Raw genomic sequence first — 25938 nt, forward strand, 5'->3', positions numbered from 1 at the left:
ATCAGGCGAGAGTGCGGTCCACGATGTCGCGCAGGTCGGTCGACAATTTGCCCGCGCCGGAAATGCGCGCCAGCGCTGCCCTGGCATGTTCACGGCGGGTATCTTCGAGCGAGCGCCAGGAACGGAGCGCAGTCAGAAGCCGCGCCGCCAGTTGTGGGTTCTCCGGGTCGATGGACAGGATCGTGTCGGCAAAAAACTCGTAAGCCGCACCATCGTTGCGGTTGAAGCCGGTCGGGTTGGACGCGGAGAACGAACCGATCAATGAACGGACGCGGTTCGGATTGTCGAGCGAGAAGAGGGCGTGTTTCGTAAGGTCGCGCACGGCCTGCAAGGCTACTTCGCCGGGACGGCTCGCCTGCACGTTGAACCATTTGTCCATCACGAGCCCATCCTTGCCGAACTGCTGTTCGAAGCTTGCCAGTGCGTCCTTTGCTTCGCGCGTATCGCCAAAGCGATGCACCAGCACGGTCAGCGCCGCGAAGCGGTCGGTCATGTTATCGGCAAGGGCGAACTGGTCGGCGGCGCGTTGCTGGCTTTTTTCATGACGGCTCAGATAGTCGAGCAGCGCGTTTCGCAAGGCGCGCTTGCCTGCTGCATCGGCATCCGGCGAGAAGGCGCCATCCTGTTTGAGGGCATCGTAGAGCTTCGCAAATTCATCGGCATAGCGGGCGGCGATGGCATCGATGAAATGGTTCCGGCTGGCAAGGATCGCGTCCGGATCGACATTGCTGCCCATTTCGCGCGCGATGTCGCTTTCGGTAGGCAGCGTCAGGCAGAGCGCGCGGAAGGCCGGATCAAGCGTCTCATCGGACGCCACCTTGCCCGCAAGTTCCACATTTCTCTCATCAATCGCCGGTGCATGATCGCCGCGAACGCGCTTGGCTCCTTCGAGCAGGACCTGGCTGAAAATTCCGGTCAGTGCCTGCCAGCGTGCGACCGGGTCGCTGTCGTTCAGGGCAAGGAATGCGCGGTCATCGTCCGATAACGGCGCCGTCAGGTTGACGGGAGCCGAGAACCCGCGCAGCAGCGATGGCACGGGGCGTTCCTTGATGCCATGAAAGACAATGGTTTCCGATGAGCGATGCAGATGGATGACATCGCCGCGCACGTCCCCACCTTCGACGGATGTTGGAACCATATCCTCGCCGTCTGACCCAATAAGACCGTAGGTGATCGGGATATGCATCGGTTTCTTGACCGATTGTCCGGGCGTTGCCCCCAGCGACTGTGCCAGTTCAATCGAGAAGGTTTCCTTCGCAGCATCGTAGGAGAAAGCAGCTTCCACCTTCGGGGTTCCGGCCTGATCGTACCAGAGCGCAAACTGTGAAAAGTCCTGACCGGAAACATCGGCGAAGACCTTGATGAAATCCTCGATTGTTGCGGCTTCCCCGTCATGGCGCTCGAAATAGAGGTCCATGCCCTTGCGGAATAGCTCAGGCCCAATGATTGTGCGGATCATGCGCACGACTTCCGAACCTTTTTCATAGACGGTCGCCGTATAGAAATTGTTGATCTCGCGATATTCGCGCGGGCGTACCGGATGGGCGAGTGGCCCGGCATCTTCCGGGAATTGCTGCGCCTTGAGAATTTTCACTTCGGCGATGCGCTTAACCGGGCGCGAGCGCTCATCGGCGGAGAATTCGTGATCGCGATAGACCGTCAGGCCTTCCTTGAGGCAGAGCTGGAACCAGTCGCGGCAGGTGATGCGGTTGCCGGTCCAGTTGTGGAAGTATTCATGTGCAATCACCGCCTCGATGCCCGCATAGTCAACGTCGGTAGCGGTTTCAGGGTCGGCCAGCACATATTTGTCGTTGAAGACGTTGAGCCCCTTGTTCTCCATCGCGCCCATGTTGAAATCGGACACGGCAACGATGTTGAAGACATCGAGATCATATTCGCGACCGAACTTCTCCTCGTCCCAGCGCATGGAGCGTTTCAATGCATCCATCGCATAGACTGCGCGGCTTTCCTTGCCATGCTCGACATAGATCGCCAGATCGACCGGTTTTCCCGACTGCGTGGTGAAGTGATCCTTCACGACGCCGAGCGATCCGGCAACGAGCGCGAAAAGATAGGCAGGTTTCGGGTGCGGATCGTGCCAGACCGCGAAATGCCTGTCGGGCTTGCCTTCGACCGATCTGCCGTCGACCGGATTGCCGTTGGACAGAAGAATTGGAGCGGCTTGCCTGTCGGCGTCGATGCGGACCGTATAGACTGACAGCACATCCGGGCGGTCGTAATAATAGGTGATGCGGCGGAAGCCTTCGGCCTCGCACTGGGTGCAATAAACACCGCTTGAGCGATAAAGGCCGGACAACTGGCGGTTTGTCGTCGGATTGATTTCCGTGACGATTTCAAGCGTGAAGCGACTTCCTTCCGGCAGGTCGCTGATTTCCAGCTGGTCGGGCGTTGCGCCATAGCTGTTATCGGCGAGCCGCTTGCCATCAATGGCGATGCTGACGAGTTTCAGTTCGTCGCCATCCAGCACCAGAGGCGTACCGACGGGGGTGTCATCGCGGCGCTCGATGGTGAGGGTCGCACGGACGATGGTTTTTTCCGGTTCCAGTGAGAAATCCAGTTTCGTCTCGGGTATGGCGTAAGGGGTAGGACGGTAATCTTCGAGACGAAATGTCTGGCCGGTTTCAGTACGCATAGTGGAAACTCTCTCCCTGAACTCACGTTGAACTCACGATGCTGGATTCGTACCCGGAATTGCTGCCGAGGGAAACTTAATTCCAGAACAACCAACCGGGCTTTGCAGCAGGATGGATGTTTTACCAAATATTTTTCGACTTGACCTTTGAGCTACTGGTGCTGTGTCACAAACAGGAATAAGAAAGACGGGCACGCGAATATTTCGGGTGTAGCTGCGCATCATATTTTAAGGAATTGCGTTGTGAACGCTCATACGAGCGCGCCTGTCGAGGCTGCCCATCTTGAAACGAACCCGATGCTTGGCATCGGTCTCAAAATCGCTTCCGTTGCCGTTTTCGTCGCCATGTCCACCTTGCTGAAGGCGACTGATGGCGTGCCGGTCGGACAGTTGATCTTCTTCCGGTCGTTCTTCGCTATCTTCGCGATATTGCTCTATCTGGCCTGGCGCGGGCAACTTTCGGGCGTATTCCGCACGCAGAACGGTTTCAGCCATTTCTGGCGCGGGCTGGTCGGCGTCTGTTCCATGTCGATGAGCTTTTTCGCTCTGACGAAGTTGCCGTTGCCGGAAGCAATCGCCATCAATTACGCTTCGCCGCTGATCAGCGTCATTCTTGGCGCGGTCGTCCTGCACGAAGTGGTGCGGCTTTATCGCTGGAGCGCGGTGCTCATCGGGCTCGGCGGGGTAACGTTCATCATATGGCCGCGGCTGACGGTGTTCTCTGGCGGCGATATAGGGTTTGAAGAAGCCATCGGTGCCCTTGCCGCCCTCGGTGGAGCGGTCATGTCCGCGGTAGCAATGATGCTTGTGCGCCATCTCGTGCAGACTGAACGCACATCGACCATCGTGATCTATTTTTCCATATCCGCGAGCGTCATCTCCCTGGCGAGCTTTCCATTCGGCTGGATCGTACCAAGCTGGCCGCAGCTTGCCATGCTGATAGGGGCCGGTTTTGCCGGTGGGGTCGGGCAGATCCTTCTGACCGAATGTTATCGCCACGCGCCCATGTCGACCATTGCCCCTTTCGAATACACATCGATGCTGCTGGGGCTTGCCATCGGGTTCCTGCTGTTCGGCGACATCCCGACTCTGGAAATGCTGGCAGGCAGCGCCATCGTCATGGCGGCTGGCGGTTTCATCATCTATCGCGAGCACAAGCTTTCCATCGCGCCGCACAAGGTGAATGCGCCGCAAACGCAGTAGTCAACTCTGGCCAGGTGCGCCTTCTGCGCGGGGGTCGAGCTGCATGGTCTCCGGCGTGGACTGGCCGTCCGGCGTATGGAACTTGTACTCGGTCTTCTGGTCGCTGATGGCCGGACGCTCGAAGCGGCGGATGCGCCAGAACGCGTGCAGGCCATATAGGGCGTAAGCGATAGCCATGGTCACGAAGAAGCCCGATGCGCCGATCAGATCCATCAACGGGCCGGAAAGTGCGGGGCCGATGACACTGCCCACGCCGTAGATAATCAGCAATCCACCGGAAACCTTCACGAATTCGCTGGCGTCTGCATAGTCGTTGGCATGGGCGACGTTCAGGCTGTAGATCGGATAAATCACCGAACCGAACAGAAACATCATGATGTAGAGCGCTGTGGGCGAAGTGGGATGGAACAGCACCATCACCAACGACAGGACAAAGCCGATGATCCCGGCTATCACCATCACATAGCGACGGTCCACGAAGTCTGACCCCCGGCCAAGCGGATACTGGAAGATCGCACCGCCGATCATGGCGCAGGCAAGCATAGTCGCAATGCCGAAGGTGGAAAGGCCATTCATCTCCCCGTAGATGGCTGCGAGGAAATTCCACGTGCCCGCAACGATACCGGCGATCAGCGAGCCGACCGCAGCAGCGGGCGACCGTCGGTAAAGCCCCTTGAGGTCGAGCGAAACCTGCGTCAGCGGATTGGGCGATTGCGCGCTTGAAAGGGCGGTCGGAAGCAGTGCGCTGGCATAGATGATGGCGCAGATGATGAAGAGCGTCTGTGTTCCTGCGTCGCCGAACGGCAGGATATACTGTCCGCAGAGCAGGCCGAGCATGGTGATGATCATATAGATCGAGAAGATGCGGCCGCGCGATTCATTGGTCACGCGCTCGTTCAGCCAGCTTTCGATAATCATGTAGCTGCCCGCGAGTGAAAAGCCGGCGACGCCGCGGAAGATCATCCATGCGACGGGGTTGACGAGCAGTGCGTGCAAAAGAAGCGCCATCGAAAGCAGTGTGAGCAGCGCGGAGAAAACGCGAACATGTCCCACGCGCCGCACCAGATGCGGCACCACGATGCAGCCAATCGTGAAAGCGAAGGAGTAGCTCGTGCCCATCCAGCCGATGGTCGTGGTCGACCAGCCTTCCATGCCGCCGCGCAAAGGCAGAAGAATGCCCGCAAGACCGCCTGCAAGCAGCATGAGGAAGGTGCTTGCAAGCAAAGCGGCTATGGGCAGGAGCTGGCCAGCCATGAAAAACTCCACTCGAGCATTTCCAGCAAAAGTGCGAAGCGGCTTTGCGTCGGACAATGCATAAAACAAACAGATAGAGCGCTTTCCGCTCTATGAACCAGAATTTAGGGCTACATGTCGCCGATAGGCGCTTTGGCAAGCGGCGGAATAGACCATGTTTGCGGCATGTTGGTGACAATGCCGCCCGGGTCCTTGCCGATGCCACTGAAATATCCGGTTATCAACTCGTCAATTCGGCCAATTTCAGCTTCACGGCCAGAAAATCACGCCAGGCGAAACGTTTCTGCGCCGGAGTGCGCAGAAGATAGGCCGGATGCAGCGTCGGCATGACGGGGATTTCGATGCCGGATGGTGTCCGATGAATCTTCCAGTTGCCGCGCAGCCGCAGGATGCCTTCCGTCGCACCCGTGAGCGCCTTGCCCGCCGGTCCGCCCAGCGCAACCAGAACCTTGGGCGCGGCAAGCTCGATCTGCCTTTCAATGAAAGGCCGGCAAAGCTCTGTTTCAAGCGGCGTCGGTGTACGATTGCCCGGCGGACGCCACGGGATCGTGTTGGCGATATAGACGCTTTCCCGCTTCAGACCGATGGATTCGATCATACGATTGAGAAGCTGGCCGGATTTTCCGACGAACGGCAACCCTTCCATATCCTCATCCCGTCCGGGCGCTTCGCCGATGAACATGATGTCGGAGGATGGATCGCCATCGGCAAAGCAAAGGTTCTTCGCTGTGAATTTCAGATTGCAGCCATCGAATGCGGCAAGCTTTTCCCGCAGTTCGTCCAGCGTTGAAGCCTGCGCCGCCGCTTCGCGCGCAAGCGCAATCTGCGCCGTATCGGGAAGATCGGCCGCAGCTTGAACAGGTCTGCTGGTGGGAGCAGGTGCTGGTGCGGGGCGGGGCTGCTGCCGGGGGCGTTCAGGCGGGCTTTGCGTCTGCATGGCGGGCTGGGCCGGGGCAGGGCGCTGCGGCTCGGCAAACCGATCTATCGGCGTTTCGGAAAGCGGCATGTCGACGCCCGCTTCTGCATAGAAGCGTAGCAAACCTTCAATATCCAGCGTTTCGCGATTTTCAGCCATTATCTACCTCACCTTTGAGGTGGCGAATTTTGCAGGTGAATGCAATAGCCCTGTTCAGATTTTGGGGGTGTTTGGCCCATTAGTTCCGGTTCGTACCCTGTTTCCTGCGCGGGCTTGAGCAGAACCCTCAATATGACATGAAGTTATGCTTCCCTACCGTTCGGACAAATGCTCATCGCAGCTTCTTGAATGGAATAGATTTGACGTTTACGTTAAGGTCAAGATATTTGAGGACGTAAGACGTCCGTTTTGGACAATTGGACGCATTTGCGACAGTCTCCAACTCTGCGACAGGGTAAGGCGGAATACGGGGAAACGGCAGGTCTTTCGTGTGCCGCCAGTGCTGACGGGCAGTCGGTTCATGGATATTCGCGATCAGATCATGCACAAAAACAATTGGATGTGTCGTCTGGGCTATCTTAGTGAGAAGACGATATTACACCGGACGGAGGGATGAATGTCTGAAGCCCCAGAATATGCAAATCAGGAGCTTCCCGAACGCGAGAGCATGGAGTTCGACGTTGTGATCGTCGGCGCAGGCCCGGCGGGCCTTGCTGCGGCAATCCGTTTGAAACAGGCGAATCCGGAGCTTTCCGTCGTTGTCCTCGAAAAGGGCGGGGAAGTGGGCGCGCATATTCTTTCCGGCGCTGTCGTCGATCCCGTGGGTATCGACCAGCTTCTGCCGGGCTGGCGCGAGGAGGAGGGACATCCGTTCAAGACGCCGGTGACGGCTGATCATTTCCTTGTGCTGGGGCCTGCTGGATCGGTGCGCCTGCCAAATTTTGCCATGCCGCCTTTGATGAACAATCACGGCAATTACATCGTGTCGCTCGGCAATGTCTGCCGCTGGCTTGGCACGAAGGCCGAAGAACTGGGCGTGGAAATCTATCCGGGCTTTGCGGCAACCGAAGTGCTCTATAATGATGAAGGCGCGGTCATCGGCGTCGCCACGGGCGATATGGGCGTTGAACGCGACGGAACGCACGGGCCGAACTATACGCGCGGCATGGCACTGCTCGGCAAATATACTCTGGTCGGCGAGGGCGCACGCGGCTCGCTTGCCAAGCAGCTGATCTCGAAGTTCAAGCTCGATGAAGGTCGCGAACCGGCCAAATACGGTATCGGCCTCAAGGAACTGTGGCAGGTCGACCCTTCCAGGCACAAGCCGGGTCTGGTCCAACACTCATTCGGCTGGCCGCTCGACATGAAGACCGGCGGCGGCTCGTTCCTTTATCATCTGGAAGACAATATGGTTGCGGTCGGCTTCGTGCTGCACCTCAACTACAAAAACCCGTATCTGTCGCCATTTGAGGAATTTCAACGCTTCAAGACGCATCCGGCTATTCGCGACGTATTCGAGGGCGGCAAGCGTCTTTCCTACGGTGCACGTGCGATTACCGAAGGCGGTTTCCAGTCGGTGCCGAAGCTTTCGTTCCCGGGCGGTGCGCTCATCGGCTGTTCGGCTGGTCTGGTCAACGTGCCGCGCATCAAGGGCAGCCACAATGCGGTTCTGTCGGGTATTCTCGCTGCCGACAAGATCGCAGAAGCAATTGCGGCGGGCCGCGCCAATGACGAGCCGGTGGAGATCGAAAACAGCTGGCGTTCGAGCCTGATCGGCAAGGATCTGAAGCGCGTGCGCAACGTCAAGCCGTTGTGGTCGAAGTTCGGCACGATTGTCGGCGTGGCGCTCGGCGGTCTCGACATGTGGACCAACCAGCTTTTCGGCTTCTCCATCTTCGGGACGCTGAAACATGGCAAGACCGATGCGCAGTCGCTGGAACCGGCCGCAAAGCACACGAAGATCGACTATCCGAAACCGGACGGTGTTCTGACATTCGACCGGCTGTCGTCGGTGTTCCTGTCGAACACGAACCATGATGAGAACGAGCCTGTGCATCTCCAGGTCGCTGACATGAAACTACAGCAGACTTCCGAGCACGATGTTTTTGCAGGCCCCTCGACACGCTACTGCCCTGCGGGCGTCTATGAATGGGTGGATGCGGACGGTAACGCCGCTGCCGATCCGCAGGCAAAGGACGTGCGGTTTGTCATCAACGCGCAGAACTGCGTGCACTGCAAGACATGCGACATCAAGGACCCGAACCAGAACATCAACTGGGTGCCGCCACAAGGCGGCGAAGGACCCGTTTACGTAAACATGTGATGTTTGCGGAAACGGCGTCCGTTTTGTCCGCCGTCCGAGCATTTCCAGCAAAAGTGGGTACCGGTTTTGCGTTTCGAAAATGCGTTTAAGGGAGTGTCGGCGAAGGACCGGTTTACGTGAACATGTAAAAGAAAAAGGCGGTCCCCGACCGCCTTTTTTATTGCAGCATCACGGACTGCGTTTCCGGTTCTTCTTCATCGGGTCGAACAGGCGGCGGAACGGAAAACTCGAGCCGCACCGGCAGGTGGTCGGAGCCGGCGTCCTCGCGGGCCGAAACCTTCGCCCCTCCGATTTCGGGGCTTACGAGTATCTGATCAATCGGCAGGCCGATATAGGGCGCCAGCGTAACAGGCAGCAGGTGCGTCATCCACGTGCCGCCGATACCGGTCAAATGGCGGGTTCCGGAGGCGTACTCGACCCGGCGAACGGCATTGCTCCACGGAGCCGCATTGAAATCGCCGGCAATGATCAGCGGACCGTTCAGCTTCTGCAATTCCGGTTCAATATAGCGGAGCTGATGCGGCTGCCAGCGCGGCCATGGCCATGAAAAGTGAATGGCGGCCACGTGCACGGTGGTTCCGCCGAAGTTGATCGGCGCAATTGCCAGCAAGCCGTCACCGACGCAGGCCGTCTGCGCCTCTTCGCTGAAAGGCCGTTTGGACAGGATTCCCACGCCCCAGGTATTGGGGTCGTCAGCGCAATTAAGATGATAGGGATAAGAACCCTGGATGATGGTGAGCCATTTCATCCATTGGTCGCTCGCTTCCTCATAGGTGATGACGTCGGGCTTCTCCCGCGCGATCATCTGGAGAATGCGTTTCGGCTCAGGATTGTCTTCGCGCAGATTGATCTGGACGAGGCTATAGCGCGCGCCAGCCTGTTCGTCTGCCTGTGCGCCGGTGGACCCGCTGAGGAAATCGCGTGCCGCACCGATAGTCGTGCTGAGAGCCATGACCGCAAAAAGCAGGAGCATAGCCGCTTCACGCCGCATCCTGGTGAAAAGCAAGGGCAAAGTCAGCACTGCCAGCAGGACGGCGATATGGGCTCTGAAGTGCGAGAAGGAATCGAGAGCCGGATGCACTGCCCCCAGAAATCCAAGCACGAGCGGGACAGACAGCGCAACGGCAGCCAGCAGCAACAGGAATGAAAGGTTTTCACGGCTTTTCGACATGAAAATTCCCATAGGTGTCGATTGCGGCGTGATGATGAAGGTGAGGGCAGTGAGGCTGTAGGGGAATAAGGCAGTATGTTAAGAGCGCTAACTCACATACTGCCCTACTGCCCTGTTGCCTTACTCACCTATTCCCTGCCTCACTGGAAAGCCGTCTCATAGAAGCTGCGGAGCTTGCGGGAGTGCAGCCGCTCATCCGGCATGGCCGCAATCTTTTCCATCGCCCGGATGCCGATGCGCAGATGCTGCGCCACTTGACGCTTGTAGAATTCGGTCGCCATGCCCGGCAGTTTCAATTCGCCATGCAATGGCTTGTCGGAAACACAAAGCAGGGTGCCGTAAGGCACGCGGAAGCGGAACCCGTTCGCGGCAATCGTGGCAGACTCCATATCGAGTGCGACCGCGCGCGCTTGCGAAAGGCGCTGTACCGGGCCGCGCTGGTCGCGCAGTTCCCAGTTGCGATTGTCGATCGTCGCGACCGTACCGGTGCGCATGATCTGTTTGAGGTCATAGCCTTGCAGGCCGGTGATTTCCTCGACGGCTTCTTCAAGTGCGACCTGAATTTCCGCAAGCGCCGGCAAAGGCACCCAGACCGGGAGGTCATCGTCCAGTACATGGTCTTCACGCATGTAGGCGTGCGCCAGAACATAGTCGCCGAGCTGCTGGCTGTTGCGCAGTCCCGCGCAGTGACCAAGCATCAGCCAGGCATGCGGGCGAAGCACCGCGATATGGTCGGTAATGGTTTTGGCATTGGACGGGCCGACACCAATATTGACCATTGTGATACCCGAATGGTCTGCCCGCTGCAGGTGATAAGCGGGCATCTGGGGCAGGCGCTGGAGCGGGTTGCCGTTGCTGGGCGCGGTTTCTCCCGCCAGCGTGACGATGTTGCCCGGCTCCACGAAGCGTTCGTAACCGCCGCCGCCTTCTGCCATCAATTCGCGGGCATAGGCGCAGAACTCGTCCATATAGAACTGGTAGTTGGTGAAAAGCACGAAGTTCTGGAAATGCGCGGGACTTGTCGCCGTATAATGCGCCAGCCGATGCAGCGAATAATCGACGCGCTGGGCGGTGAATGGCGCAAGCGGCATCGGTTCGCCCGGTGCGGGCTCGAAGTCAGCATTGACGATCTTGTCATCCGTTGCAGCCAGATCGGGTACGTCGAACAGATCACGCAGCGGATGCGTGAAGGCGCTCGCGACAGATGCCTCGACATAGGTGCCTTCCTTGAAGGCGAAATGGATCGGGATTGGCGTCGAGGATTCCTTCACCGTCACGGTCACACCGTGATTGCGCATCAGAAGGCGAATCTGCTCGTTCAGGTAATGGTCGAACAGATCGGGGCGCGTGATGTTTGCGGAATAATCGCCCGGCGTCGAGACGTGCCCATAAGCCAGCCGCGAATCCACATGCGCGAAGCTGGACGTGGACAGACATATTTCCGGATAATAGGCGCGGTAACGCTGCGCCGGGACCTCGCCGCGCGCAACCTTCTCGAACGCGTCGCGCAGGAAGGCCGTGTTGCGATCATAGAGTTTCTGCAGGGCGGCAACCGCCGCACCGGCATCGGTGAAAACCTCCGGGTCAATCGTCGGCGGTGTTTTGATCTCGGTCAGAAATGGATGTTCGATTCGCTGTGTCATGGCCTGGTGTCGTGATCTCGAAGTTCGCCTGTGTTTCGATATCGTAGTCGCAACCGAACTTCGAGATCGAAACGACACTAGGAAACCACGCTGCTAGTGTCCCTTTGCTTCTGAAATTTGCATCTCGCTGGATATATCAGCCCAATGCAAATTTCAGAATCAGGACGCCAGTATAGCAAAGTCTATGACCATGACATGACCCAGTTTATGCGGCGCGCTGCAGGCTGACGTAAAGTACGAGGCCGATGCCGCTCATCTGGGAATGCTGACCGATCTGCGTATAGGCGAAAGTGGCTGCCGGACCCGTGAAAATGGCGTTGAAAAGGAAAACACGAAGCGCGATTGCGGCGATGACCTGGGTTCGCCTCATTGCCGTTCTCCGGCGTGCTTCTGGGCGAATGCGGCGACAGGCCAGATCACCGGCTGGTCCCGATACACATTGTATCGCTGGCCGACGAAAATGCTGGCGACAGCCGCAAAGCCAGCGATCATCAGGCAGACAATTGTTAAACGACGAAGCATACCACTGACCCCAAAGCCGTTCAGATTTCCGTTCTCCCTTGCCAATTTAGCGACCGCGCCTGAACCGCCCCTGAGAGCGTCGTTCATGCGGCGTTCAAAAATATTGATGTTCCGTTTATTGCGGCACAGGGCTCTTGTGCCTGTTCGAAAGGGTCTTATGTTTCCCATCATTGGAATGCGGGACCGTGTCCCGCGCAACTTCAGGATCAGCGGGAGAGAGCCCATGGCCCAACAGACCAAGCCCATCGAATTGTACTACTGGCCCACGCCGAATGGCTTCAAGATCAGCATCATGCTGGAAGAATTGGGCGTTCCCTATGAGGTTAAGTATGTCAACATCGGCAAGGGCGATCAGTTTCAGCCCGACTTTTTGAAGATTGCCCCGAACAATCGCATGCCCGCAATCATCGACCCCGAAGGTCCGGGCGGCGAACCGATTTCGGTTTTCGAGTCCGGTGCAATCCTGCAATATCTCGGGCGCAAATTCGGCAAGTTCTATCCCACTGACGAGCGCAAGCGCGTGGCCGTCGATGAATGGCTGATGTGGCAGATGGGCGGCCTTGGCCCGATGTCGGGGCAGGCGGGGCATTTCCGTATCTACGCGCCGGAAAAAGTTCAGTACGGGATCGACCGCTATACCAACGAAGTCAATCGCCTCTATGGTGTGCTGAACAGGCAGCTGGAAGGCAAGGAATATATCGCGGGCGAATATTCGATTGCCGACATGGCCTCGATAGGCTGGATCAACGCCTACAAGAACTATGACCAGAACCTTGATGATTTCCCGAACCTGAAGCGCTGGCATGAGACGATGAACGCTCGTCCCGCAGTGCAGCGCGGCCTGCTTGTGGGAAAAGAGGAGCGGGAGAAATCCAATCTGGCAACCGACAAGGAAGCCCAGAAAATTCTCTTCGGCCAGAAGGCACGCTGAGGCGAACATAGAAAGGGCGGCCCCGGGCCGCCCTTTTCGATTCCGATGCCGCCATTATTGGCGCGTGAGGCTCTCGCTCTTGCAGATCAGGCCGCCCATCACGCAGCCGGAAAGTGAGAGCGTGTTACCTTTGACACTGGCCTTGCCGGTATAGGTCTTGCCTTCGTCGAGCTTGTTGACTTCACCCTTGTAGCTGCCCCCGGTGCCGGACATCGTGCCGATGGACTTGCCCTTGTACTCGCCCGTCTGCACAGTACCGCAAAACTTGTTGGCGCCGCAGGATGCATAGCTGATGATCGTACCGTTGGGGCGTTTCCACGTGCCGACAATTCCTTCCTCGGCAAGGGCAGGAGCGGCAAAAGTGGCTGCAAGCGTCATTCCAAGAATAAATGTGCGGATCATTCGTTCCTCCCAAGTCGCTGCTGGCCCGGCATTGCCGGTTGCAGCGATGAAACCGCTGTTCTGCGCTCTGAGGTTTGAAACAGAAGCCTCCTCGACCACCTGCCAAACTTACGCAAACGTAAACGTAATATAGTTTTTGACCGAGCGGAAGAGGATAGTTGCGCCTGCAAATCATCCGTGAAACAGCCTGCTTCTATACGGATGGCTGCGTTTGAATGTTGTCTATAGTTAGCAACTGGTTTCGTTCGACGAAGAGCATTTGAATCGAATTTTTGCAAAAATCCAGCAATCGGCGGCACTTGCATGTTTAACAAAATCCCAAGTTTACCCCTTGTTCGGATTTTGTTGGTTGCTCGTTAAGCATCCGATTTAACGTGCATTTCAACCCTTTCCCGTAGATTTGAGAGCATGAACGGAACGACAGAGACGGCAGTTTCAAAGCAATGAAATCGAGCTTTGAAAATAAAGACCGGACGGTTCTCGGGATTTAACAGGGACAAAGAAAATGGCACAGTTTCAGGGCTTTACGAATAAGAACAGCGCAGTTGCACAGGATCGCATTCTTCTGGAAATGGGCATGAAATACGCTATCGGCCGTGATTGCGAGATCGACGTTGTGGAAGCCCACAAGTGGCTGAATATCGCCGCCATCCGCGGTAGCGAAAAAGCCGCCCGCATGCGCAATCAGGTAGCGGCTACTATGAGCAAGGGCGAACTGGCTGCAGCCCTGCGTGGCGCGCGCGAGTGGATGACCACCCACTGACGAGTATCTTTCGTAACAAAAAGCCGCCTTTCGGGCGGCTTTTTGTTGTTCAGCTTATGCCGAGATATCTACCGGGCTTGTGGTTGATCGCGATAATGAGGTTCATCGCAATGGTGCCAAGCAGCGAAAGCACCATGTTTTCCCACGGAATAAAGAACAGCGATGCCAGCATGATCACGCCATCGAGGCCGAGCTGAAACCAGCCTGCTCTTATCCCATAAGTATCCTGCAGATAGAGCGCCAGAATGTTGACGCCGCCGACGCCGGAACGATGCCGGAAGAGCGCCAGCACGCCCATGCCAATAAGCGTGCCGCCCATGAGTGCCGCGAAAAGCGGATGGACGCTTGAGAAATCGACGCTGAGCGGCATCAACCGGGCAAAGCCCGACATCATCGCCACCGCGACGAAAGTTCTGATAGTGAACGCCCAGCCCATCCGCCGCACGGCGAAATAATAGAACGGCAGATTGATCAGGAAATAAAGCAATCCGAATTCTGCGCCCGTCGCATACTGGATGAGCAGTGCAATACCGGCGGTGCTCCCGGTCATCAGCGTGGCCTGGCTGTAAAGTGTAATGCCGAGCGCGATGAAGGATGTGCCGATCAGCATCGCCATCGCATCTTCATAGAGACGGTGACGATCCGGCGCGGCGGATTTTGACGCATCGATGAGCGGGGCGGCGTTATCAGCGATATCGGCCACGGGTAAACTCCAGAACAGCGAGAAGCCGGCAAGCCGGCAAAAAGATTACGGTGCCGGAAAGAAATCCGGTGTGTCATGCATTCGCGCTGTGCAGATGGCGAGGCCGCGGCACGCAGCGTAAAGTCTTGGGAGACGGCCAAATATAACAGTCGCCTCGGCCCTTCGCACTGCTTGAAATATTGTTATTTCGCGGTCGACTTTGTGGATTTGTCGCTATCGGAGGGTGCGTTTGTTTTATTTTATTTCGCGCTTCACCAGCGACAGAAAACGTTCCACTTCACGGGGGCTGCGCAAATGGTGCTTGATGAGGTGCGGGGGCGCCTTGTCCAGAAAGGCGAGCGCACGAATGCGACCGTTCTTGCGATAGCCCGCCACCCATTTCAGGAAGTCCCAGTCGAAACGCTCCACGCAGCCTTTCGCCATATCCGGACGGGAGCGGCCATAATGCCTTAGCGTCCTTTTCACGACCCGCCATAGCCGCCGTCCGGTCGATATATCGAGAAAAATGAGCATATCCGCTCGTGAGGCTCGATAATTCATAGTTTCGCTATGATTTCCCTCGAATATCCATGCATCCCGATCTGCCGCTTCGATGGTGAGGCGACCGATCTCGTCACGCGGCCGCATCACCCAGCCGGGCTGCCAATAGAGGGTATCGATATGAACGACCGGTAAGCCGGTAATGTCGCCGAGCACACGCGCAAGGCTTGATTTTCCGGAACCGGCGCCGCCAATGATCATGATCCGCTTCATCACCTGTCTCGTTCCCGGATTTTAGCTCTGTTCGAATAAAAATCGGACATGAGGAGCGAAGTACTGTAATTTTACTTCATGGCACCCGCATGACCATAACGAGCAAAGAAAGTCCGTTAGAAAATTTGTATTGGAGTTGAGGGTAATATTGCCAAGATGATTGACAGTCAACTTTGCGAGGCGCAATGTTGACGTATAAGCGGAACGGGTCAGAGCAACGATGACGTCTGCCGTTTTTCTATATTAGCAAGATCGCAAGGCATGAAACATGCCGGGTGATTGCAAGAGCTGCATTCGACAGGAGTGACAAGATGTCTATTCGATCCATCACAGCTATGTCCGGCACAGCCATTATCATGAGTGCCGCCGCATTCGCTTTTTCTTCGCCTGCCAATGCGCTGACGATGAAGGAATGTAGCGCAAAGTATCAATCGGCGAAGGATGCCGGTACGCTTGGCAACATGAAGTGGAACGATTTCCGCAAGGCTCAGTGCGGTGACGACGCGGATGCCGCCGCAGCTCCGGCTGCGCCCGCCGCTGCTGCTCCAGCCAAAAAGGCCGCCGCTGCACCTGCAGCAGACGATAGCGCCAAGGGCCTGACGATGAAGCAGTGCAGTGCCAAGTATCAGGCGGCGAAGGATGCCGGCACGGACAATGGCGCGAAGTGGAACGATTTCCGCAAGGCCGAGTGCGGCCCGGGCGCCGATCCGGTTGCGCTCAGCACGGACGGTAATTCCGAACCTGCGGCGCCGACGGTTGCCGCGCCGAAGGGCGTAAAGTTCCCGACCGCCGTATCGGCGAAGTTTTCCAGTGAATCCGCTGGCAAGGCTCGTATGCACACCTGCCTCGAACAGTACCACGCTTTGAAGGACGCCAATGCGCTGGGTGGCCTGAAGTGGGTGCAGAAGGGCGGCGGTTATTACAGCCTCTGCAATGCGCGCCTGAAGGGTAACTCCTGATTTATTCGGCGCATGAGAACGAGAAGGGGCCTTTCGGCCCCTTCAGACTGCTGACAAACCCGCCATATTTTTCGGCGGGTTTTGTTTTTGGGAGGGGGTCGCATTTGTGACTGCCTTCGCAAGGAGTTGCAAACGGCTGCAGCCGCTCATGCGCTGGCTGCCTTTGGCGTCTTTGTCAGCACCATGGCGATCTTCTTGATGTTCTGTGCGGCGGCTTGCAGCAGGCATTGGCAGGCGACGCGGACAAGGCCTCGAAAGCGGGCATAGCGGTGGCCGTGCAGCTGCTTGGCGTCGGCAAAGGAGCGTTCCACCGTTTCCTTGCGCCGCTTGTAGATCGCTTTTCCCCACGCTGTAAGCCGGTGGGCGTCAGTGCGTTCGCGGGCGTCCTGCCAGACATGGCGGGTGATGGTACGGATGGCCTTGGCGTTGGACGTGCAGGATGCGAGCAGCGGGCAGGTCCGGCAGATGGCCGGATCAGATACATAATGCTTGTAACCGTTGCGGTCGGTCGTGGCATAGGAGAGCAATTGGCCCTCGGGGCAGCGATAGCCATCGGCATCCGCTTCGAATGCGAACCTCGACTTGCGCATCATGCCATCCCTGGGTGGCGTTGGAGTGCGGTAGCCGGTAACGCCGAGGATATGGCGATCTTCCAAACCCTGGGCGATGGCCGCTGTCGCATAGCCGGCATCCAGCCCGACCGCGCCAACCTCGAAGTCAAAGCGCCGGCGTTGCCGATCCAGACGGTCGAGATAAACGCGACTGTCATGCACATTGACCGGCGTGACATGGATATCGGTGATGATGGCCAGCTTTCCATCCACCGTGCGGTGGTCGAGATAGTAGAAGCCCTTCGGCTTGCCGTCGCGCACCATATAGCCGCTTTCCGGATCGGTGCGGCTGACCTTGGTTTCCTTCGCCTCCTGCTCGCGCGGCTTGTCCGTCATCGGTTTCTGGCCGTGCAGTGCCCGTTCCGCATCAATGGCCCGATCAAGATCGGCCCAATAGTCGGCCCGGGATCTGGCGATCATCTCAAGGTCGTATTTGCCCTTGTTGGCATTGGCCTTCAGATGCGTGCTGTCGGTATAAAGCACTGTCGCATCGACCAGTCCGTGCCGGATTGCCTGTTCGACGATGTGGTCGAAAATATCCTGGGCGACCGAGGTGTCGTTAAAGCGCCGCCGCCGGTTCTGGCTCAGTGTCGAGGCGTCGAACACCGCATCGCTCAGCTTCAGGCGCAGGAACCAGCGATAGGCGACATTGACCTCGATCTCGCGCACCAGCTGACGCTCCGAGCGCACGCCGAACAGGTAGCCGATGAACAGCGCCTTGAACATCAAGGTCGGATCGAGCGGCGGACGGCCGTTGTCGGCGCAGTAGAGCCCGGCAACCCGATCATGGATGAAAGAGAAGTCGATCACCGCGTCGATCTTGCGAAGCAGATGATCTTTCGGGACCAGTTGATCGAGCGTCACCATCTCGAGCGCGGTCTGTTCGGCGGCTGGTTTCTTCAACATGACCCAGAGAATCACAAAACCTCCGGCATAGCCAGGGGTTTGTCAGCAGGCTGAAGGGGCCTTTCGGCCCCTTTTTATTTGGTTCTTGAGAACCAAGTCGCGACTGCGACGACGAGCCAGCCAAGAATCATCAATGATCCACCGGTCGGTGCGGCCATCGGAAAAAGCCGGTCACCCGTCATGTCCCGCATGAAGAGGTCGCCGCAGAACAAGGCGAGGCCGAGAGCGAGCAATGCCCCGCCCAGATAAGCGACGCGGCTTCCCGGTACAATCAGCGACAGCGCGAGGAAGGCAGGCGCATGGCCGAGAAGCAGCGGAGCAATGTTGCCCAGATGGTTCTCTCCTCCGTGTGCAGCACCTGCGTAAGCGGCAATCGCAAAAGCGCCGCACAAGCCGGCAAGCGTGCTGAAAAGAATATTTTGAGGCCAGCTATCGGATCGTTTCTGCAATTTGGACCTCCACCGTTCAGGCAGTTTCGCGAATGTCTGCGTGCTTGCGGGCATCTTCCAAAGCTGCAGGAAGGGCGGCCTCGAAGAGATCGAGCTGCTCTTCAACGCCGACACTCACGCGAATGCAGCGATCCAGAACCGGAGCTCCGGGTTTGCGGACAAAAATGTCCCGCGCAATGAGCCCGTTTAGAACTGCCGTGGCAAACGCTCCATCCCTGCCGCAATCGATGGCGACAAAATTGGTGGCGGATGGAATGGCTGAAAGGCCATTGGCCTCGGCGATTTGAGCGATACGGTCCCGCCCGGCCTGTATTCTCCCAACCACGTCGTTCAGGTAGGCCTGATCCTTGAGGGCAGCTATAGCTGCCGCCTGTGCAAGCCGGTTCACCGCGAAATGATCCCGAATCTTATCGAAAGATTTGATGGCTTCGGCACTGCCCACAACATAGCCAAACCGAATTCCGGCAAGGCCATAGGCTTTGGAGAAGGTGCGCATACGAAGGACGTTCGGGCGGTCGGTTTCGAAGAGCGGGAAAGCGGATGCAGGTCCTGTCTCGCAATAGGCTTCGTCGAGAATGAGCAGCGTGCTTTCCGGCACACGCTCGATGAAGGACTGGATATCCGAACCCTCATGCCAAGTCCCCATCGGGTTATCAGGGTTGGCGAGATACAAAATCGCTGCATCTTGCTTGCGCGCCGCATCAAGCAGGCCATCGAGGTCGGACTTGTCATCGATATAGGGAACGGTGACCAGTTTGCCGCCGTAACCGGCAACGTGGTAGTTGAAAGTCGGGTAGCCACCAAGCGAGTTGATGACCCTGTCGCCTTCCCGAACATATTGCCTGACCACAAGGCCAAGCAAAGCATCCACGCCGGCTCCCGGCATAATATTTTCGGGCTTTACGCCGTGATGTGCCGCAATTGCGTGACGCAACTCATAATTTTCAGGATCGCCATACTTCCAAATCTCGCCTGCTTCGGCTTGAATAGCTGCAAGGACAGAAGGCGCAGGCCCAAAACTGCTCTCATTCGCGCCGATTCGCGCTTTGAATGGCTTTCCACGCTGCAACTCAAGCGTCTCGGGACCTGTAAATGGAACGGTAGACGGCAGGTTTGCAACGAGCGGCGTAAGGCGAGGCGATCCCATGACGATTTCCAGTCGATTCTCGGTCCTGTAAATGCGGACAAGTCGAGTGACTGATAATGCTGTCAGTCACCGCGCCTGTCCTGATGAGAAAGGCATAGCAACTTGTATTGGCCGGTGCCATCACAATGATTCTGCATCGACTGAATAATCAAGCAACGATCAGGCTGGCAGTCGTTCGACTAAGTTGAACTCCAGATCCACCCAAACTGAATGATCTGGGCGCAGGTCCGAATATGGGCATCGCCACTATCATTGCCATACCAACCCAGTTGGCCGTCAAATCCCCGACAATGTTGAAGTCGCACCGGACGCATTTTGATCAGTTCGACGGAATGAATTCCAGCCGATTGCCGTCTCACATCTTCTGAAAACCGTTTCGCAGCTTTCCAAGGTGTTTCAGTGGACTTCAAGCACTTTCACGCATGAATCGAGATCATGTGTCGCCAAATGCGCATAACGCATGGTCATCTGGAGGGTCTGGTGCCCCAGCCACATCTGAACGCGACGGATATCGATCCCGCCCCGGACCAGACGGGATGCACAGGTATGACGCAGAATATGCGGAACGACCTGATCGTCGGTGCCCAGCCCAACCTCCATCTTTGCCTCATTCCAGATCTGGCGGAACCGGACCTGATTGAGCATCGAGAAGGGGCCTTTGAGCTTCTCATGCGGGATATGTGCTGCTTTTCGTGCACGCCGGGTGAGGGGGACAGTGCGACTACGATTCGACTTGGTGAGCCAGAAGGTAACCCGCTGATCCTGAACATCGTTCCAGGTAACGCCGATTGCTTCACCGAGACGGCAACCCGTGTCGACAAGGAACAGGGAAAGCCGGTAGCTATCTTCGCAGCGCGATTTGATCGCGGCGAACAGGCGCTTCTCTTCCTCATATTCAAGGAATCGAATGCGACCGACTCGCTCTTTCTGCCGGACGAACTCCGGTAAATTGAAGATATCTCCCATCTTGTGCGCCTTTCGCAGCAGCTTGCTCAGCGCAGCCATCTTTCTATTGATGGTTGCATTGCTGTTGCCGCGCTCACGGAGCGAACCGATGACGGAGTCAAGCATTTCCTGATCGAAACCTGAAAAACGCTCGCCTTTCAGAATCTCGTCAATTTCGCCGAGAAACGACTTCACATTATACTTGTGTGATCCATCATCCCACAGGATGTTGATGTATTTCCCCGTCAGTTCCGCCACCGAAAATTGTTCGACAAGCCGGTGGTTCGGACTTTTGCTGGATGTGTACTTTAAGTTGTAGTCGACTACCGGCGTAAACTTGTCGCCCATGTCGATCTTCGTTTCCCCAACGACGATCATTGCACGCCCCCCATAGCTTTATGAGACGCACAATTAATGAAATAATTCTCAGAGCACAAGATAAGTGAGCTAACTTTGTGCGGAGACATGCTCGGACCTTTCTAAAAGACCGTATTTGCCCCCAGCTTTATGTCGTCCCCCGTCACTCCCCTCGGTTTTCGATCCTTTTCGAAATCCCCATCTCTAAAGGATCAAATTCACGCATTCGTGAGCATCGTTTCAAATGAATGTGCGCCAACGGTTTCCCGTTGGCGCATTTAGCCTAAGCGCCGATCTGATTAGAACGAGCGCTGGAAGCGGACCATGCCCTGCCAAGCGTCTTCACCCTTGAGAACCGACTTGCTGTCGTTCCACTTGGTGTAGGAAACTTCTGGCGTGATGGTGAAGCCTGGAACCAGTTCATATGCAACGTTTGCGGTTGCGGCGAAGGTTTCGGAGTCGTCGTAAGCTGCCTGCACGTTGAAGGTAGCCTTGTCGCTAGCCTTGAATGCCGCGCCGGCCCAGACGGCCCAATCACCGCCCCACGTGCCGTAGAAGCTGTTGATTGTGCGGATACCACGATACGTGGAGCTGCCGCCATCCAGCACATATCCGCCAGTCGCATCCTGATGGAGATAGGTGTCGTCGTTCGACTTGTAGCCGCCCATTGCCCAAACCGAGAAACGGTCGGTGACATTAACGTCTGCGCGAACTTTACCAGCCCATTCTTCATTACGAGCGTCGTAAGCTGCCACACCGGTGATAGAGCCCCAACCGCCAGCATACTTCAGGCCGCCAACAACATGCGGCATGTAGTCATCGATAACGCCGTTGTAGTCGACGTCAACCTTGTTGCCCTGTTCGAGCGACAGGATGGCCGAGAAACCGTTCCCGCCGGTGAAGGTGTAGCTGATCAAGCCGGTGCGGTAGCCGCCAGCGAGGATCACGTCGTCGTTGATGACGTTGCCGAGGTAACCAGGGAAGGTCACGAAGGCCGATTCATCGAGGCCGACGCGCAGACCGCCAAGCTGGATGTAGCCGAAGCGCAGGGTGCCGGTCGAGCCGGAGTCTTCACCGTCAGCCCACTGGAAACGCATTTCGGAGTAGGTCTTGAGGGTGCCGAGTTCGGTTTCCGAAGCGGTCGAGACCCTCAGAGCAAATCGAGCAAGCTTGGACCAAGTGTCGCGATCTTTGCCGGCGCCAGCCTTCAGAGCATATCCATCTTCCGGATCGTAAGAATATTTGCCACCGCGAGCATAAACGTCATCGCCGCCGGTTGCGTCGTAACGAACATAGCCATGGATACGCAGGCAGGTTTCGGTGCCTGGGATGTAGAAGTAGCCGGCGCCGTAAGCATCGCAGACGCGGACATATTCAACGGCTTCTGGCTCTGGCGCGACGATTGCGTCGGCAGCCTGAGCGCCGGAAGCTGCAACCAGAGCTGCAGCGGAGCCAAGGAGAAGGCTCTTGATGTTCATTTCTGACCTCCAGTCAAAGTTAAAAATGGGTCTGGGCATTCTGATTTGGCTGAAGGACAACCTGTCCCCATCCCCTTTTGAAAAAGTCACCCCGAAGCGCTCCTTCTTCTGGATGTGAAGATACTCGCCCGGTTTCTCGTTTCAACATCGAATGCACTCTCCCAACCTTTCTGGTGCTTCTATGAGGGAGCTCTGTTGCAGAAAAGACACGAAATTGCCCGTTTCCGGGCAAGAGATTTAGGGTTTATTAACATGAGTAAATGGGAATTAACGGGTCTTAACGCTTGAAAACACGCGTTTTTTGGCATCGGCCCCACTTTGGGCAAGCGAATCCACGTCTTCTGGCGCTTCGGACGTAGAATGTGTCAGACTATCGTCCTGGGCCGCCGCATTGCTCGAAATCAGGGCGAATCTTTCCTTCTTATGCGCCGGCAAAACAACAGCGCCAGGTTCTGCGAAAGCCAAAGATTCCGCGCGCATTCCTGATTGCGCATATATAAAGTGCGATAATTCGCAGGAAATTTTACCAGTTGGCGCGCAATTCGCTTGAAATGACAAAGCGTACCGGCTATCTCGCCCTTACCGGAGAGGTGGCCGAGTGGTCGAAGGCGCTCCCCTGCTAAGGGAGTAGACCTCATAAGGGTCTCGTGGGTTCGAATCCCATCCTCTCCGCCAGTTGCTCCACGCGCAATCCCTCACAAAATCAGATCCGGATTCGCTTCCTCGCGGGCGATTATGTGGCTTTTCGCACATATCAGCCGCGTGACCGACGGGCCGCCAATTTTCTGACTTTTTGCGCCTCGGATTCAGAAATATAGCAACCCATTGAAATATATAGCTTATTGACAAAGCCTCCGATTCTTGACTGGAGGTCAGAAATGAACATCAAGAGCCTTCTCCTTGGCTCCGCTGCAGCTCTGGTTGCAGCTTCCGGCGCTCAGGCTGCCGACGCAATCGTCGCGCCAGAGCCAGAAGCCGTTGAATATGTCCGCGTCTGCGATGCTTACGGCGCCGGCTACTTCTACATCCCAGGCACCGAAACCTGCCTGCGTATCCATGGCTATGTTCGTTACGACGCAATTGGCGGCGATGACGTTTATGCTCGTGGCGCTTTCGTTCGCAACGACGCTGGCGACATCATCGGCGGTGGCTTCAACGGTGAGCGCGATACTTGGGATAAGCAGGCTCGTGCAACGATCCGCTTCTCGACCGCTTCGGAAACCGAACTGGGCACCCTGAAGACCTTCACCGAACTGCGTTATGACTGGCGCGGCGATGGCGACGGCGAAGAGTACAGCTACAAGGGCGGCGAAACGAATGCTTCGCTCCGTTATGCTTACATCCAGCTCGGCGGCCTGCGCGTCGGTCTCGATGAATCGGCCTTCGTGACCTTCCCTGGTTACCTCGGCAACGTCATCAACGACGACGTGATCTTGGCTGGCGGCTACCGCACCAATCTCATCAGCTACACCTTCACCGGCGGCAACGGCTTCTCGGCCATTGTGTCGTTTGAAGAAGGCGGCAACGGCGACTCCGACGTTGACGTAACGCTCAAGGACTACATGCCGCACGTTGTTGGTGGTCTGAAGTACGCTGGTGGCTGGGGTTCGATCGCAGGTGTTGTCGCTTATGACGCCCGCAACGAAGAATGGGCTGCCAAGGTTCGTGGCGACGTTAACATCACCGACCGTTTCTCGGTCTGGGCGATGGGCGGCTACAAGTCCAACGACGACAACTACATCGGTTATACCGATGCAAACGGTCGTTTCCGGGGCATCCGCGTCATCGACTCTTTCTACGGCACCTGGGGCGGCGATTGGGCCGTTTGGGGCGGCGCAGCGTTCAAGGCAACCGACAAGGCTACCTTCAACGTTCAGCTCGCTTACGACGACACCAAGACCTTCGCTGCAACCGCAAACGTTGCTTACGAGCTGGTTCCTGGCTTCACCATCACCCCGGAAGTTTCCTACACCAAGTGGGACGACGAACATTCCGTTCTCGACGGTTCGGACGCTTGGCAGGGCATGGTTCGTTTCCAGCGCTCGTTCTAATCCTTCGGGATTGTTCAAAAAGAACCCGGCAGCATTGCTGCCGGGTTTTTTGTTTTTTGATTTTCACGGTTGTGATCTTGCTTTCACCGAAAACTCGGTCTTTGTACGGATAAGAAGACGATACGTGTTTCGTCGCTTCACCTCTCATTATTCCCAGCGTGGAGATGCCCCGATATGTTCAAATGGTTTTGGCCCGGCATAACATGGACCGCAGCGCTGACAGCGCTTGCGCTCTGGTTCGGGGCCGATCGGGTCGAGACGGATATTGCGACGCGGACCGGCGCAGCACTTGCTCCATTCGTGTGGACGGGCTTCGATATGGACGGCCGCGATGTGACGCTGAAGGGAATTGCTCCCGATCCAGCGGCGCAATCTGCGGCGCAGGATGCGCTCGCAAAGGTATGGGGGATTCGCGAGATCACCGATCTGACGAGTGTTTTGCCGCTCGTGTCGCCCTATGCATTGCAGATAAAGAAGAGTGCTGACGGAATAATCCTGTCCGGTTCAGTTCCGGATAATGATGTCAGAGACCGAATCATGACTGCCGCCGAAAGTGCGGCTCCGGGCATTCCGCTTGATGATCAAATGGCAGTGGGCCGCGGCAGTCCGCCGGATTTTGCTGATTCGGTGGAGTTTGCCTTCCAACTTCTGTCGGGATTGCGGGAAGGGGAGATCGGGATTTCTGATCGCAATATTTCTATCAAGGGCAGGGCAGCAGACACGGCGAGCTATCAAAAGCTCCAGTCCCGATTGAATTCGCCGCTCCCTTTCGGTTTGACGGCCGGACAGGTCGAGATTGGCGAAGCCGAGCTTCAGCAGTAAGGCAGGCTGGGTCAGATTTGGGAATCATCTCCGCCAGTTTTCTGTTCGGAATTGACAGCCTGTCTGTTCGGGCCTTTCCTTTCGCACTATGAATAGACATAGCGGAGCATATGTTCCGTTTCCGGAATAGAAAGCGGACCTGACAATGCTTTATTTAACCGTATCGTTTTGGCCGGTTCTCGTCGTGTCGATTCTGATCGGCGCGGTCGTGGGCTGGCTGACCGGTTCGAAGTAATGGTTGCAAATTTGGGACGGGGAAAATTGACGGCGAATATGTTCGTCGGGCTTGAGTAATTTGGAGTACGAGGAAACCATATGCCGTTGCTGATTGTTCAACTGGCTGTTCTTGTTGCCGTCGCTTTTATTATCGGGTGCCTTCTGGGCCGCTTCGTGAGGCGGAGAAAGGCTGCTGTCCCCGATCGCGAACGCACAATCATTGCCGCAGCACGTGCTACATTGCCTGTCGATGAGAAGCCGGAAACGCCCAAGGAAGCTGCAGCACCGGCTGAAGCCGAAGAGCCCAAGGCTTCAACACAACCGGGCGAGCCGGAGACGCTTCCGGTCAAAGCTGTCCCCGAGGCAGAAGTGGTTGGAAGTTGGACCTTGGATGCCGAAAGCCCGGATGTAGATGCGGAACCGGTTCTCGATCCCGGCCGTCCGGAGCTTCTTGAAGCTGCGCGTCGTGGAAAAGCCGACGATCTCACCGTCATAAAAGGTATCGGCAGGGCTGTTCAGGGTTTGCTCAACGGTATCGGCGTATTTCACTATGACCAGATTGCCAGCTGGAACGACGAAGAATCGCGCTGGATTGAGCGAAATATTGGTTTCCCGCGCCGCGTGGAGCGCGAGGATTGGATCGCGCAAGCTGCAAAACTGGCGAATGCAGCGAACAGAGCCAGCGCCAAGCAGGCGGAAAGGCCCCGCAAGGCGCCGGCCAAACCCAAGCCGCGACGGACAAAAAAAGCAGGCGAATAGC

At 56.9% G+C, this 25938-nt stretch carries 23 protein-coding genes and 1 tRNA gene; 9 read left to right on the top strand and 15 right to left on the bottom strand.

Annotated elements, in window-relative coordinates; genetic code table 11:
- Position 1: 1 nt before the first annotated feature.
- On the bottom strand, positions 2-2653 hold the full coding sequence (gene pepN / locus ABWW28_RS16145; RefSeq protein WP_353391424.1) for an aminopeptidase N: 2652 nt from the start codon (positions 2651-2653) through the stop codon (positions 2-4).
- Positions 2654-2896: 243 nt separating this feature from the next.
- Between pepN and ABWW28_RS16150 the strand changes: the two genes are divergently transcribed.
- Positions 2897-3856, top strand: a complete 960-nt coding sequence (locus ABWW28_RS16150; RefSeq protein WP_353391426.1) for a DMT family transporter — start codon at positions 2897-2899, stop codon at positions 3854-3856.
- On the opposite strand, the gene ABWW28_RS16155 is transcribed toward ABWW28_RS16150, so the two are convergent.
- Complete coding sequence (locus ABWW28_RS16155; RefSeq protein ID WP_031347247.1) at positions 3857-5110, bottom strand: MFS transporter; 1254 nt, start codon at positions 5108-5110, stop codon at positions 3857-3859.
- 220 nt (positions 5111-5330) lie between these two features.
- A complete protein-coding gene (locus ABWW28_RS16160; RefSeq protein ID WP_006466355.1) occupies positions 5331-6185 on the bottom strand; it encodes a uracil-DNA glycosylase in 855 nt (284 codons plus the stop codon).
- A 457-nt stretch (positions 6186-6642) separates the two neighbouring features.
- On the opposite strand from ABWW28_RS16160, the gene ABWW28_RS16165 reads away from it, so the two are divergent.
- Positions 6643-8349 (top strand): electron transfer flavoprotein-ubiquinone oxidoreductase, encoded by a 1707-nt coding sequence (locus tag ABWW28_RS16165; RefSeq protein WP_176588338.1) that lies wholly within the window; start codon positions 6643-6645, stop codon positions 8347-8349.
- A gap of 157 nt (positions 8350-8506) precedes the next feature.
- Here the strand turns inward: ABWW28_RS16165 and ABWW28_RS16170 are convergent, their stop codons facing one another.
- From ABWW28_RS16170 to ABWW28_RS16185, 4 genes are all read right to left on the bottom strand, one after another.
- The gene (locus ABWW28_RS16170) at positions 8507-9520 is read right to left on the bottom strand and encodes an endonuclease/exonuclease/phosphatase family protein (protein ID WP_353391429.1); all 1014 of its coding nucleotides are present in this window, start codon (positions 9518-9520) and stop codon (positions 8507-8509) included.
- A gap of 140 nt (positions 9521-9660) precedes the next feature.
- Positions 9661-11163 carry an AMP nucleosidase gene (locus tag ABWW28_RS16175; protein WP_021587890.1) on the bottom strand — a complete coding sequence of 501 codons (1503 nt, stop codon included), beginning with the start codon at positions 11161-11163 and terminating at the stop codon, positions 9661-9663.
- Positions 11164-11368: 205 nt separating this feature from the next.
- On the bottom strand, positions 11369-11533 hold the full coding sequence (locus ABWW28_RS16180) for a hypothetical protein (protein ID WP_353391431.1): 165 nt from the start codon (positions 11531-11533) through the stop codon (positions 11369-11371).
- Positions 11530-11772, bottom strand: coding sequence for a hypothetical protein (locus ABWW28_RS16185; RefSeq protein WP_353391595.1), 243 nt, complete (start codon positions 11770-11772; stop codon positions 11530-11532). Before ABWW28_RS16185 ends, ABWW28_RS16180 begins: the two co-directional genes overlap by 4 nt.
- Positions 11773-11908: 136 nt before the next feature.
- On the opposite strand from ABWW28_RS16185, the gene ABWW28_RS16190 reads away from it, so the two are divergent.
- Positions 11909-12616, top strand: coding sequence for a glutathione binding-like protein (locus ABWW28_RS16190; protein ID WP_021587888.1), 708 nt, complete (start codon positions 11909-11911; stop codon positions 12614-12616).
- A gap of 54 nt (positions 12617-12670) precedes the next feature.
- Here ABWW28_RS16190 and ABWW28_RS16195 read toward each other — a convergent pair whose 3' ends face one another.
- Complete coding sequence (locus tag ABWW28_RS16195; protein WP_006472674.1) at positions 12671-13018, bottom strand: DUF2147 domain-containing protein; 348 nt, start codon at positions 13016-13018, stop codon at positions 12671-12673.
- Between the two features lie 505 nt (positions 13019-13523).
- Here ABWW28_RS16195 and ABWW28_RS16200 point away from each other — a divergent pair.
- Positions 13524-13781, top strand: coding sequence for a sel1 repeat family protein (locus tag ABWW28_RS16200; RefSeq protein WP_353391433.1), 258 nt, complete (start codon positions 13524-13526; stop codon positions 13779-13781).
- A 49-nt stretch (positions 13782-13830) separates the two neighbouring features.
- Here ABWW28_RS16200 and ABWW28_RS16205 read toward each other — a convergent pair whose 3' ends face one another.
- Positions 13831-14484, bottom strand: coding sequence for a YitT family protein (locus ABWW28_RS16205; RefSeq protein WP_353391435.1), 654 nt, complete (start codon positions 14482-14484; stop codon positions 13831-13833).
- Positions 14485-14718: 234 nt separating this feature from the next.
- On the bottom strand, positions 14719-15237 hold the full coding sequence (locus ABWW28_RS16210; RefSeq protein ID WP_266020149.1) for a P-loop NTPase family protein: 519 nt from the start codon (positions 15235-15237) through the stop codon (positions 14719-14721).
- 311 nt (positions 15238-15548) lie between these two features.
- Here ABWW28_RS16210 and ABWW28_RS16215 point away from each other — a divergent pair, with 311 nt between their 5' ends.
- On the top strand, positions 15549-16196 hold the full coding sequence (locus ABWW28_RS16215; protein WP_353391437.1) for an antifreeze protein: 648 nt from the start codon (positions 15549-15551) through the stop codon (positions 16194-16196).
- Between the two features lie 146 nt (positions 16197-16342).
- On the opposite strand, the gene ABWW28_RS16220 is transcribed toward ABWW28_RS16215, so the two are convergent.
- From ABWW28_RS16220 to ABWW28_RS16240, 5 genes are all read right to left on the bottom strand, one after another.
- Entirely contained in the window at positions 16343-17713 is a 1371-nt protein-coding gene (locus tag ABWW28_RS16220) for an IS1182 family transposase (protein ID WP_353391587.1), read from the bottom strand.
- A gap of 74 nt (positions 17714-17787) precedes the next feature.
- The gene (locus ABWW28_RS16225; protein ID WP_121982494.1) at positions 17788-18162 is read right to left on the bottom strand and encodes a DUF423 domain-containing protein; all 375 of its coding nucleotides are present in this window, start codon (positions 18160-18162) and stop codon (positions 17788-17790) included.
- A gap of 16 nt (positions 18163-18178) precedes the next feature.
- Positions 18179-19309: a pyridoxal phosphate-dependent aminotransferase gene (locus ABWW28_RS16230; protein ID WP_353391440.1), complete on the bottom strand. Its 1131-nt coding sequence runs from the start codon at positions 19307-19309 to the stop codon at positions 18179-18181.
- A gap of 396 nt (positions 19310-19705) precedes the next feature.
- Positions 19706-20632 carry a tyrosine-type recombinase/integrase gene (locus ABWW28_RS16235; RefSeq protein ID WP_121982496.1) on the bottom strand — a complete coding sequence of 309 codons (927 nt, stop codon included), beginning with the start codon at positions 20630-20632 and terminating at the stop codon, positions 19706-19708.
- A 278-nt stretch (positions 20633-20910) separates the two neighbouring features.
- Positions 20911-22089, bottom strand: a complete 1179-nt coding sequence (locus ABWW28_RS16240) for a porin (protein WP_259697946.1) — start codon at positions 22087-22089, stop codon at positions 20911-20913.
- 584 nt (positions 22090-22673) lie between these two features.
- Between ABWW28_RS16240 and ABWW28_RS16245 the strand changes: the two genes are divergently transcribed.
- The 4 genes from ABWW28_RS16245 (at position 22674) to ABWW28_RS16260 (ending at position 25937) form a co-directional block, all read left to right on the top strand.
- A tRNA-Ser gene (locus ABWW28_RS16245) sits at positions 22674-22764 on the top strand.
- Between the two features lie 203 nt (positions 22765-22967).
- On the top strand, positions 22968-24140 hold the full coding sequence (locus ABWW28_RS16250; RefSeq protein WP_112701526.1) for a porin: 1173 nt from the start codon (positions 22968-22970) through the stop codon (positions 24138-24140).
- A gap of 174 nt (positions 24141-24314) precedes the next feature.
- On the top strand, positions 24315-24962 hold the full coding sequence (locus tag ABWW28_RS16255) for a BON domain-containing protein (protein ID WP_265973963.1): 648 nt from the start codon (positions 24315-24317) through the stop codon (positions 24960-24962).
- Positions 24963-25277: 315 nt separating this feature from the next.
- Positions 25278-25937, top strand: coding sequence for a helix-hairpin-helix domain-containing protein (locus tag ABWW28_RS16260; protein WP_353391443.1), 660 nt, complete (start codon positions 25278-25280; stop codon positions 25935-25937).
- The last annotated feature ends 1 nt before the right edge of the window (position 25938 follow it).

It is taken from the genome of Brucella sp. NBRC 14130 (assembly GCF_040371715.1).
In the GTDB taxonomy this organism is placed as follows: Bacteria; Pseudomonadota; Alphaproteobacteria; order Rhizobiales; family Rhizobiaceae; genus Brucella; species Brucella intermedia.

Coding starts and splice junctions, on each gene's coding strand:
- ABWW28_RS16230 (WP_353391440.1), bottom strand. CDS start 19,309: ATGGGATCGCCTCGCCTTACGCCGCTCGTTGCAAACCTGCCGTCTACC.
- ABWW28_RS16165 (WP_176588338.1), top strand. CDS start 6,643: ATGTCTGAAGCCCCAGAATATGCAAATCAGGAGCTTCCCGAACGCGAG.
- ABWW28_RS16200 (WP_353391433.1), top strand. CDS start 13,524: ATGGCACAGTTTCAGGGCTTTACGAATAAGAACAGCGCAGTTGCACAG.
- pepN (WP_353391424.1), bottom strand. CDS start 2,653: ATGCGTACTGAAACCGGCCAGACATTTCGTCTCGAAGATTACCGTCCT.
- ABWW28_RS16185 (WP_353391595.1), bottom strand. CDS start 11,772: ATGAACGACGCTCTCAGGGGCGGTTCAGGCGCGGTCGCTAAATTGGCA.
- ABWW28_RS16255 (WP_265973963.1), top strand. CDS start 24,315: ATGTTCAAATGGTTTTGGCCCGGCATAACATGGACCGCAGCGCTGACA.
- ABWW28_RS16160 (WP_006466355.1), bottom strand. CDS start 6,185: ATGGCTGAAAATCGCGAAACGCTGGATATTGAAGGTTTGCTACGCTTC.
- ABWW28_RS16220 (WP_353391587.1), bottom strand. CDS start 17,713: ATGTTGAAGAAACCAGCCGCCGAACAGACCGCGCTCGAGATGGTGACG.
- ABWW28_RS16260 (WP_353391443.1), top strand. CDS start 25,278: ATGCCGTTGCTGATTGTTCAACTGGCTGTTCTTGTTGCCGTCGCTTTT.
- ABWW28_RS16175 (WP_021587890.1), bottom strand. CDS start 11,163: ATGACACAGCGAATCGAACATCCATTTCTGACCGAGATCAAAACACCG.
- ABWW28_RS16170 (WP_353391429.1), bottom strand. CDS start 9,520: ATGTCGAAAAGCCGTGAAAACCTTTCATTCCTGTTGCTGCTGGCTGCC.
- ABWW28_RS16235 (WP_121982496.1), bottom strand. CDS start 20,632: ATGATCGTCGTTGGGGAAACGAAGATCGACATGGGCGACAAGTTTACG.
- ABWW28_RS16195 (WP_006472674.1), bottom strand. CDS start 13,018: ATGATCCGCACATTTATTCTTGGAATGACGCTTGCAGCCACTTTTGCC.
- ABWW28_RS16240 (WP_259697946.1), bottom strand. CDS start 22,089: ATGAACATCAAGAGCCTTCTCCTTGGCTCCGCTGCAGCTCTGGTTGCA.
- ABWW28_RS16250 (WP_112701526.1), top strand. CDS start 22,968: ATGAACATCAAGAGCCTTCTCCTTGGCTCCGCTGCAGCTCTGGTTGCA.
- ABWW28_RS16210 (WP_266020149.1), bottom strand. CDS start 15,237: ATGAAGCGGATCATGATCATTGGCGGCGCCGGTTCCGGAAAATCAAGC.
- ABWW28_RS16155 (WP_031347247.1), bottom strand. CDS start 5,110: ATGGCTGGCCAGCTCCTGCCCATAGCCGCTTTGCTTGCAAGCACCTTC.
- ABWW28_RS16215 (WP_353391437.1), top strand. CDS start 15,549: ATGTCTATTCGATCCATCACAGCTATGTCCGGCACAGCCATTATCATG.
- ABWW28_RS16190 (WP_021587888.1), top strand. CDS start 11,909: ATGGCCCAACAGACCAAGCCCATCGAATTGTACTACTGGCCCACGCCG.
- ABWW28_RS16180 (WP_353391431.1), bottom strand. CDS start 11,533: ATGAGGCGAACCCAGGTCATCGCCGCAATCGCGCTTCGTGTTTTCCTT.